Annotated in this window: 1 protein-coding gene; it reads left to right on the forward strand. The window is 50.7% G+C overall.

Features of this window, described 5'->3' with window-relative positions; translation table 11 throughout:
• The coding region (locus tag BGK49_RS17410; RefSeq protein ID WP_242412560.1) for a transposase at positions 1 to 552 on the forward strand (552 nt) is incomplete at both ends.

Genomic DNA, 552 nt, shown 5'->3' on the forward strand with positions numbered 1-552 from the left:
ACTGGGAAATGAAGTGACAGCCCGCCTGCTGACCGTGACGCGCAAAGGAAAAGTCTGCCATCTGCTGACGTCGATGACGGACGCCATGCGCTTCCCCGGAGGAGAAATGGCGGATCTGTACAGTCATCGCTGGGAAATTGAACTGGGATACAGGGAGATAAAACAGACGATGCAACTGAGCAGGCTGACGCTGAGAAGTAAAAAGCCGGAGCTTGTGGAGCAAGAGCTGTGGGGTGTCTTACTGGCTTATAATCTGGTGAGATATCAGATGATTAAAATGGCGGAACATCTGAAAGGTTACTGGCCAAATCAACTGAGTTTCTCAGAATCATGCGGAATGGTGATGAGAATGCTGATGACATTGCAGGGCGCTTCACCGGGACGTATACCGGAGCTGATGCGCGATCTTGCAAGTATGGGACAACTTGTGAAATTACCGACGAGAAGGGGAAGTGGATTTGCCCCTATATTTCCAGACATCTGTTATCACTTAACCCATTACAAGCCCGCTGCCGCAGATATTCCCGTGGCGAGCGATAACCCAGCGCACTA

This window comes from Shigella sp. FC1544, from assembly GCF_001722145.1.
GTDB classification, from domain to species: Bacteria; Pseudomonadota; Gammaproteobacteria; order Enterobacterales; family Enterobacteriaceae; genus Escherichia; species Escherichia coli.